Genomic DNA, 8,348 nt, shown 5'->3' with positions numbered 1-8,348 from the left:
TTTTTTAAGAAGAAAACTAGCAAATATCTTAGCTGAATTTACTCAAGCAGATATCGCTTCCATTACGGGATTTGATTTCATTCTCGATGCATTATCTGTAGCTGGACTTTAGGAAATTGGTATTAGAAGATTTTCCTTATTTAACAATGGAAGATATATTAGCTTGTTTTAGCTATGCAGCAGATAGGGAAAAACAATCAAGTAATAGTTAAATGATAAAACTATTACTTGATTGTTTAATTAGAAAAAAGCTATCGCCTCAACCTAACTAGACAACAATACACAAGTAGTGCGAGTACAATAGCTAAGTTGAATTCAATACTCGATCGACGTTGCAACAAAATTTTTCTTTAGGACTTGTAAGCTTACTACTGACAACGCAATTTTTCACGCTTCCCAGTCAAGCTCAATCTTCGCCCACTGTGGCTTGTCGTCAGGAATTAGCACAGGATATTAACACTATTATAAACCGTCCTCAATTCAAGCGATCGCGTTGGGGAATTGCCATTCAAAATCTTGCTACACAAGAGGCTATTTACAGTTTAGAAAGTGATAAATTCTTTATTCCTGCTTCTACAGTCAAGCTGTTAACTACTGCTGCTGCTTTGAATGAATTGGGTGCGGATTTTCGTATTACTACTCCTATCTATGCAACGGGAAAATTACCCCATTTGGAGACAGTCAGGATACAAGGCAATGCAGACCCCACCATAACATCTGAAATTCTGAAGAATATAGTACAACAGTTTAAGGTGCTGGGAATTAGCAGTATAAAAAAGTTAATAATTGATGATAGTTATTTAGCGCAACCTGTAATTAATCCTACTTGGGAATGGGTAGACACTTATTATTATTATGCTACGGCAGTTAATAGCGTAATTTTGAATCAAAATACCGTGAGGTTAACATTAGTTCCTGGACAAATTGGACAACCAGTAAAACTAAAATGGAATGATGCAGTTGCCTCTCAACAATGGCAGGTGTTTAACCAAGCAATTACTACAGCAAGTGATAATGAGTACAGTATAGAAATTGATGGAGTGTTGGGAAAACCGATCTTAAATATTCGAGGGGATTTACCTCAAGATAATCAAGGGGATGAGTGGGATTTAGCCATAGTCGATCCTGCTAATTATTTTTTAGAAACTTTCCGTAACTTATTATCTGCTGAAGGAATTACTGTTACTGAAGGTATAGTAACTACAGAATCTATAGAGAGTACTAATGAAAGAATTATTACTCAAATGTATTCTCCTCCTCTCAAAGAATTAATTGTAGAAATTAATCAAGATAGTAATAACTTATATGCAGAAGTACTTTTAAAAGTATTAGCCAAAGAACTAAAAATTAATGATGAAATGGAAGCTTTAGAAACTAGCTTAAATAAATTAGGTATCAATACCGATAATTATAGTTTAATAGATGCTTCAGGACTATCTCGACAAAATTTGATTACGCCAAATAGTTTAGTAAAAGTTTTAAGCATACTGGCTGACGATCCAACCTACAATATTTATCAAAACTCTTTATCTTTAGCTGGAAGCAATGGCACATTGAAGCATCGTTTAAGAAATACCGAACTGCAAAATAATCTTTGGGGAAAAACAGGAAGTTTATCGGGTGTAATTACACTATCAGGCTATGTAAAACTAACTAATCAAAATACTTTAGCTCTCAGTATTTTAGTGAATAACTTTGATGATAAGAATAAAATAGTACGTCAAGCAATGGATGAAATAATTTTACTTCTACCTAAATTTAAAAATTGTCTTTGATACCAATTAAAGTTAGTAAAGCGGATCGCTAGAATTACTAGTATTTGTAGCTGGAGTATCTCGATCGTAAAGGTAATGAGGTGCTAATAAACGCTGCCAACTAGATACTTTATCCTGATATTCGCTGTGACATCTCACTGCTCGATCTTTACCTAAACCAGCCTGTTCAGCAATCCCAACATACTGCTGCGGGTTTTTCCCAAACAATAAGCACACCAAATTGTAAAATCTCTGTTGCCCAAAAGAATGTTCATCCCAATAATCACCATCAGGTAACACAGAAAAGAATTGACCGCTAATCCAAATTATTTCTTCTGGTAAACCATTTTTCTCATCCAACACAAAGGTAGCAGCAAAATCATCCACGCTATCTTCTTCTTTACCCGTAAAAGCTAAGTCTAAATTGTCAACTAATGCGTGTCCCACTTCATGCAACAAAATAAATACACCATTGTATATAGACCTTACTTGAGCTTGTTCTTGGGAGTATCCACCACTAACAAAGACAGATTCTCCTATCTCAAATAACTCGTAACACATGATAACCTTCTGAGCCTTTAGATCGTAAAAAGCATTTGCTTCTCCACAATCTCTAAAAACAATAGGTATGTTGACAGGAAGGTTTAAATTTTTTTTATTTAACTTTTCTACTACCGTATTAAAAACTCTACTTGCCTGAATATTTCTTTGAAATCTCTGGTATTTAGATGTTGGATTATACTGTAACTGAAATTTCCCTATAGTTGGCAGTTGCTTATTTTGATTTCCCTTAGTTTTTTGCTCAAAATTATTGATATTAATCGGAAACGAATTGACTTCTTTTGAAGTCAATAATAAGCTAATATTAATGACTAATATTTGTATGATTAGTGTTAAAAATATATTTATTTTCTTATGATAAATAAAGAACATAAAATTATGTTAAAAAGTAAGCTTTTTCTAATTATTTTTGATAACTTAAAAATAAAAAAACTAATGTGGAAAATAATCCTATAAATAATAAATAACTAAAGATTATTCTCCACACTAATTAGTAGTTGAGATACTAAATTAAAATTTACTAAAATGGTAGATTACGTAAAATATCTCTACCTCTATCTATAGTATCTGCAATTCTTTCTGCATCATCTAAAACAGTATTGAGATCGTCAATTTGATCTTTTTCAGGATCGGTTGCTATAACTGGAGTCTCAGCACCAGTTAATTCAGTTGGAGGAGTGTTTACAACATCTAAGTTTAAGAATATTCCAGCTTGGGCAGTTTGTCCTAAAAAAGTGTTAATAGGAATCCCATAATTAAAGCCAGTTTTTAATAATTCTTTGTCAACACTTCCGCTTTCTAAACCGAGGTTTTCTGGGTTATCATTATCAGCCAGTCCGTGAATACCTACTAATCTTCCTTCAACATCGACTACTGGTCCTCCACTCATACCTCCAAGAGTTGTATTATCATAACCAACTTGATAACCCCCAAAAACAGGCTCGTCTAAAATAGTAGTTATTCTAGAAGATGTTAACTGACGAATTGTTTTATCTCCTCCCACTGCTCCTGGTCTTTGCCATCCTGAGACAAACACAGGTGTTGTTTCTGCAAGAAACTCGGAATTAACAATAGTTGCGACAGGATATTCTTGATTGCTTTTGAATTCAAAGATTGCCATATCTAAATTATTAGATATGGGTTTGACGGTATTGTAATCGATTTCATAGGCTTTTTTATCATGAGTAACAACTGTATACTTAATTTCGCCATTTTTATTTTCTCGATCTCTTGTGACATGATTAGCCGTCAACACATAATAAGTATCTTCGTTTTTAGAAATAATTACCCCAGAACCATTTTGCCCATCACTTCTATTGATTAAAACGGTAATTTCTCTAGTTTTTGTACTAAGTTCTTGACCATCAAATGCTCTAGATATCAATGGTTGAGTCAAAATAATAGTACTGGTAATAGTTGTTCCTACTAAGATTGCTGATAATCTATAGTTAAAATTCATGATTGTTATTTAGTTGAATAATATAAGTAAATTAATTATCTGATGGTGAAAATTGGGGTGCTATTTGCAAGAAAGTTTTAACAGGAATTGCCCAACTAAACTGACTCATTTCCTGTTTTTTGGCTTCCGAAGCAATAGAACCATCGCTAAAAGCATAGGGATTACCCCAAAGAGGATATTTATGTACTCCATTAATTCCTACCACTTCACCCCAGACATTGAGTAATGGTCCACCACTCATACCCTTTTTGACATTGTTGGTATAGCCAATTTGATAACCACCACCAAAATCAAGTTGGCTCAACTGAGCAATATGACCACGAGTAAAATAAAATCCCTTTATTTCTTCTTGGTTCTCTATTTCCACAGGAAAGCCTGCTGCGAAGACTTTTTCTCCTCTGGTTAAATTAGATACAGAAGAGAGAGAAGTCACTTCATAATCTATGTCGCTACTAAATTGAACCAAGCCCAAATCCTTATCATTAAAATGTACTGTTTCTAGAAGACTTCCTTGATATACTTGCCCATCAGGAGTTTGAATCTGATAAGATTTATCTTGAGAAAAAATTAATACATGATGATTAGTAACAACAGTATAAATGTTTTTCTGTTTACTAATTATGATCCCAGAACCCCAAGTCTGTCCCGATAAAACTTTAACGGTTATAGATTGAGCTTTCTGTTTTATCTGCTCTGGGGAAAAAACAGATTTTTCTTTTGTCCTAGAAAATCTCGGTTTTATAAATGAAATTATTTCTTTTTCTAAAATAGGAACACCGATCTTAGCCAAATGAAACTTAGCGGAAAATACTCCAACTAATACAGAACTTGTCAAAGTAGCAGAAATAAGGAAAGGCCAATTCATGAAGTATGGAAAGCTAACAAACTAGGTTAATGTAGGGCATCCTGAAAATAAGGAGTTACTATCAAGACACCAAGACATAGTACCAATTAATAAATAACACCATCATTACTATTCGTTGTCTGCACTGGTGGGTCGGGTCTGACTGGACTAGGAACAGAATTGACGGAATTGCCAGGTTCTTCAACTTGAGTTTTATTTAGGTAGTCTTCCATGCGGATAGTAATCGAACCAGAGCCACTGGATTGAACAGTCGGCCCACTTGCTCCACTGCGATTGGCTAAAATCTCTTGTAGAGCTTGGTCTGGTTCTTGATCGGGCTTAAGAGTTAGCAAAACAGTCTCCTTGTTACAAGTTTGACCTGCACAAATAACTGGCAATCTGTTAACCCATCCAGAGGTCATGTACTCCAAAATTCCTTGAGCGTAAAATTTGTTATACCTTGCTGTGATTTCTTGGCAACGACGCATGGGTGTATAGGGTGGAGGAAAATGAGTTGATGCAAATCTCATTACAGGTTTCGGTCCTTCAGGTGTGTTGGCATAAGTAGTAGGAATATTTTGTTTATTTACCTGACAAATAAATTTATCAGATTGCGCTTGACTTGATTGGCTCATCATAACTGTTGTCGCAACACCAGTAATAGTTAGGATAGCTGCTAAAGATTGTTTAACGCACATAAGCTGATTTAATCTTGAATAACTTAATAATACAGTACTAAAATACCATACAAGTTAGGGAATTACTATTAATGTATGACAAATAAAGCACAATCAATTATGGTTTAACTAATTTTAAGTATTTCTGACAAAAAATATTTGGGGTTTTGCTAGGTTTAACAATACGTTAATACTAAAACCACTTCTACTGAATTAATCAGATTCATCATCTTTTTTCTTAGCTTCTTTTTCAGCTTGATATTCTTGCCACAATTGCTGGGTTTTTTGTTTGATTTTTTGATGTTCTATTACTCCTTCATAAGCATAGCGATTGAGATTATTGCTAATAACTAGTTCTTCGATATAACTAACTCTTTTATCGGTATTTGGGTGAGTAGAAAGCCATGCAGGAGGTTCTTGATATTCTTCATTCTCTGCGTTACTTTCTCCTAATTTTGCCATCAAATTTCGTACTCCGTCGGCTGCATAATCTGCTGCAACTAATATTCTGGTGCCAAAAACATCTGCTTGACGTTCCATATCTCGGCTGTAATTCATCACAATTAAACTACCAGCAGTACTACCCACATAAGGAATATATTGAGTAACATTAGAGGTTAGATTTCCTCTAGTTACTAACTGAAAACCATGAGATAATACAGAGTGAGCAACTTCATGAGCGAGTAAACCAGCTAATTCGGCTTCAGAGTCTGTCTTCATAATTGCCCCTGCATTCACAAATACTTTTCCTCCTGGTAAAGCAAAAGCATTAAGACTGTCATCCATAATGACAAAAAACTCATATTCAAAATCATCTCTTCCTGCTACAGAAGCTATTTTGTTACCTATCTTCTGTACATAATTAAGTACTTCTTCATCTTCCACCATTGGTAATTGTTTCCGCGCCCTTTTAGCAAAGCGATCGCCTAAATTAGACTCTCCTTGTAGTAACATTATGGTGGTATCTATTGCCGAAATAGGGCCAAAAAGATTACCTGTTAAAGCAAAACCCGCAGCCCCAGTAATGGCATTACCAATCGCATTCCAAGTTAATTCTTCTTCAATTTCATCTTGATATTTTTCAAGGTATCGATCTGCTAGTAAAGTAAATTCTTCTGCTTCAGGAATATCGGGATTAAATAAGGCAAATTGGCGAGCAGAGATGGAGGCTTCTAACCATCTTTCGCCTTGAACATCAGTGTCTATTTTGGCTCTTAATAACTGTACCTCATTAGGATATAAACCGATCGCTCTTTCCATCACCCCATAAGCTTTTGCTTCTTTTTCTATCGCCATTAATTCTTCGGTGTAAGCTATATGACCAGGAATAAACTCAGGGTCTTTCTTCACTAAAAGTTCCAAAGGAGTGAAAATTTTACTTTCTAATTGTTGTTTTTTTCCTTGTTGGTAAGTACGCCAATAAACTTTACCCCCTGGACTCAATTCTTCTGGTTTATAAATAGGCTTGCTTTGATTGTTTAAGATATGTTCTCGATCCCAAGGTTCTTTTAATTCTTGATATATTTTGGCAGCAGCTACTTTCTCTCCAGCTAAATAAAGACTGTCTGCTTCTGCAAACTTTTGATAACGAGCAATCTCTTCAGGAGTAGGACATTTTTTTTCTTGACTGGCTACTTCCGAATCAGTTTCTGCGGTTTCTTTGGGAGTACTATCTCGATCGGTGGTTTCTTCAGCTTCTTCTACATCAGGGCTTACCGATTCGGTTGGCGTAACTTCCGTAGATTCATTTTTTTCTATAGAAGTATCGTTACTAATAGCATCTTCGACATTAGCATTAATCTCTTCAGTTTGTGTCGCTTCGGTAACTGTTTCTTCGATAATTTTAGTCTCGACTATTACTGTTGGAACAGTTTCTTCTACTAGAGGACAACCAGGAAATATCTTACTTAATTCATTGTCGTTTTTTGCTGGCTCTGCCGTTGTAGTTTCTGGAACAGAATCTACGTTGTTATTATTTTCAACTTCTTCAGTGTTTACTTTTGTAACTCGTTTTGTTTCTTCTTCTGTTAGGGATAACTCTGCAACCGCTACCCCAGAAAAATAAAACAAACTAAAAAATATACACAGCAAATTAAGATAAAGTTTCATATAATTATTTTTTACTAAGGAATTACAAATCGCTCATCTACTATTCTAATTCTGTAATCTTTAGCATTAAGTAAACTTTATCAATCGATCGGTAAAATTTACTAATAATTTAATTACTGTTAACCAAAGGAAGTAATATCTTTATGACTACTCACTTTATTACCGCAGAAATCGCTCTCCCATCAAACCCTGTTAAACTACAACAAGAAATTAAAACCGAACTGGAAAAAGAAGGTAAACCCTTGCGTTGGGCAATTACCGAAGTGAATCAAGAACAAGAAACTGTCAAAGTAGAGGCAATTGTTACTAAAGAGTAAGTGGTTAGTGGTTAGTTGCTGGTTGCTAGTTGCTGGTTGCTGGTTGTTGGTTGTTGATTACTTGCTACTTCAGACTTCAGACTTCAGACTTCAGACTTCTGACTTCATCCCTCATTCCTTATTCCTTAAATGAAACCATTTACCGCCGTTTTGATTATTCCCACAGGAATTGGTGCAGCTATTGGAGGTTATGCAGGAGATGGAATGCCTGTAGCACGGGCTATGGGGCAAATTTGCGATCGCCTGATTACCCACCCTAACGTCCTTAATGGCGCACAACTATATTGGTCACAAGAAAATATCTACTATGTAGAAGGTTATGGCTTAGATCGATTTGCTGCTAACAAATGGGGTTTGCAACCAGTCAGACAAAACAAAATTGGTTTACTACTAGATCGAGCAATTGAGCCAGAATTAAGATTACGTCATATCCAAGCTGCGGATGCCACTAGAGCTACTTTAGCCTTAGATATTGCCGATTATGTAATAACGGATGAAACTTTGGACGTTAAGCTGCAAACTGCTCCATCTGGAGCTAGTTGGGGAACTATTGGCAACCCTGGGAGTTTATTGCGGGGTGTCGAAAAACTAATCAAACAAGCAGGAGCAGAAGCCATTGCTGTAGTC

The 8,348-nt window shown here is 35.4% G+C and carries 8 protein-coding genes and 1 pseudogene; 4 read left to right on the top strand and 5 right to left on the bottom strand.

Features of this window, described 5'->3' with window-relative positions; all coding sequences use genetic code 11:
* Window positions 1–119: 119 nt before the first annotated feature.
* Together H1P_RS39575 and dacB are read left to right on the top strand one after the other, a co-directional pair.
* Window positions 120–212 (top strand): annotated as a pseudogene (locus H1P_RS39575) (DUF433 domain-containing protein); the annotation flags it as partial.
* Window positions 213–332: 120 nt separating this feature from the next.
* Window positions 333–1,775 carry a D-alanyl-D-alanine carboxypeptidase/D-alanyl-D-alanine endopeptidase gene (dacB, locus tag H1P_RS28595; RefSeq protein WP_144874138.1) on the top strand — a complete coding sequence of 481 codons (1,443 nt, stop codon included), beginning with the start codon at window positions 333–335 and terminating at the stop codon, window positions 1,773–1,775.
* Between the two features lie 12 nt (window positions 1,776–1,787).
* Here dacB and H1P_RS28590 read toward each other — a convergent pair whose 3' ends face one another.
* From H1P_RS28590 to H1P_RS28570, 5 genes are all read right to left on the bottom strand, one after another.
* Window positions 1,788–2,606, bottom strand: coding sequence for a DUF4344 domain-containing metallopeptidase (locus H1P_RS28590; RefSeq protein WP_186376197.1), 819 nt, complete (start codon window positions 2,604–2,606; stop codon window positions 1,788–1,790).
* 229 nt (window positions 2,607–2,835) lie between these two features.
* Window positions 2,836–3,774, bottom strand: a complete 939-nt coding sequence (locus H1P_RS28585; RefSeq protein ID WP_144874134.1) for a S1 family peptidase — start codon at window positions 3,772–3,774, stop codon at window positions 2,836–2,838.
* Window positions 3,775–3,805: 31 nt separating this feature from the next.
* A complete protein-coding gene (locus H1P_RS28580; RefSeq protein ID WP_144874132.1) occupies window positions 3,806–4,639 on the bottom strand; it encodes a S1 family peptidase in 834 nt (277 codons plus the stop codon).
* 86 nt (window positions 4,640–4,725) lie between these two features.
* Window positions 4,726–5,316, bottom strand: coding sequence for a COP23 domain-containing protein (locus H1P_RS28575; protein ID WP_144874130.1), 591 nt, complete (start codon window positions 5,314–5,316; stop codon window positions 4,726–4,728).
* A gap of 192 nt (window positions 5,317–5,508) precedes the next feature.
* Window positions 5,509–7,404 carry a M48 family metallopeptidase gene (locus H1P_RS28570; protein WP_144874128.1) on the bottom strand — a complete coding sequence of 632 codons (1,896 nt, stop codon included), beginning with the start codon at window positions 7,402–7,404 and terminating at the stop codon, window positions 5,509–5,511.
* A 143-nt stretch (window positions 7,405–7,547) separates the two neighbouring features.
* Here H1P_RS28570 and H1P_RS36660 point away from each other — a divergent pair, with 143 nt between their 5' ends.
* Window positions 7,548–7,721 (top strand): hypothetical protein, encoded by a 174-nt coding sequence (locus tag H1P_RS36660; protein ID WP_186376196.1) that lies wholly within the window; start codon window positions 7,548–7,550, stop codon window positions 7,719–7,721.
* 129 nt (window positions 7,722–7,850) lie between these two features.
* The coding region (locus H1P_RS28565; protein WP_144874126.1) for a DUF3326 domain-containing protein at window positions 7,851–8,348 on the top strand (498 nt) is incomplete at its 3' end.

The organism is Hyella patelloides LEGE 07179 (assembly GCF_900659865.1).
GTDB classification, from domain to species: domain Bacteria; phylum Cyanobacteriota; class Cyanobacteriia; order Cyanobacteriales; family Xenococcaceae; genus Hyella; species Hyella patelloides.
Note: the sequence above shows the minus strand (reverse complement) of the source record. Positions and strands in the feature narration are given on the sequence as shown.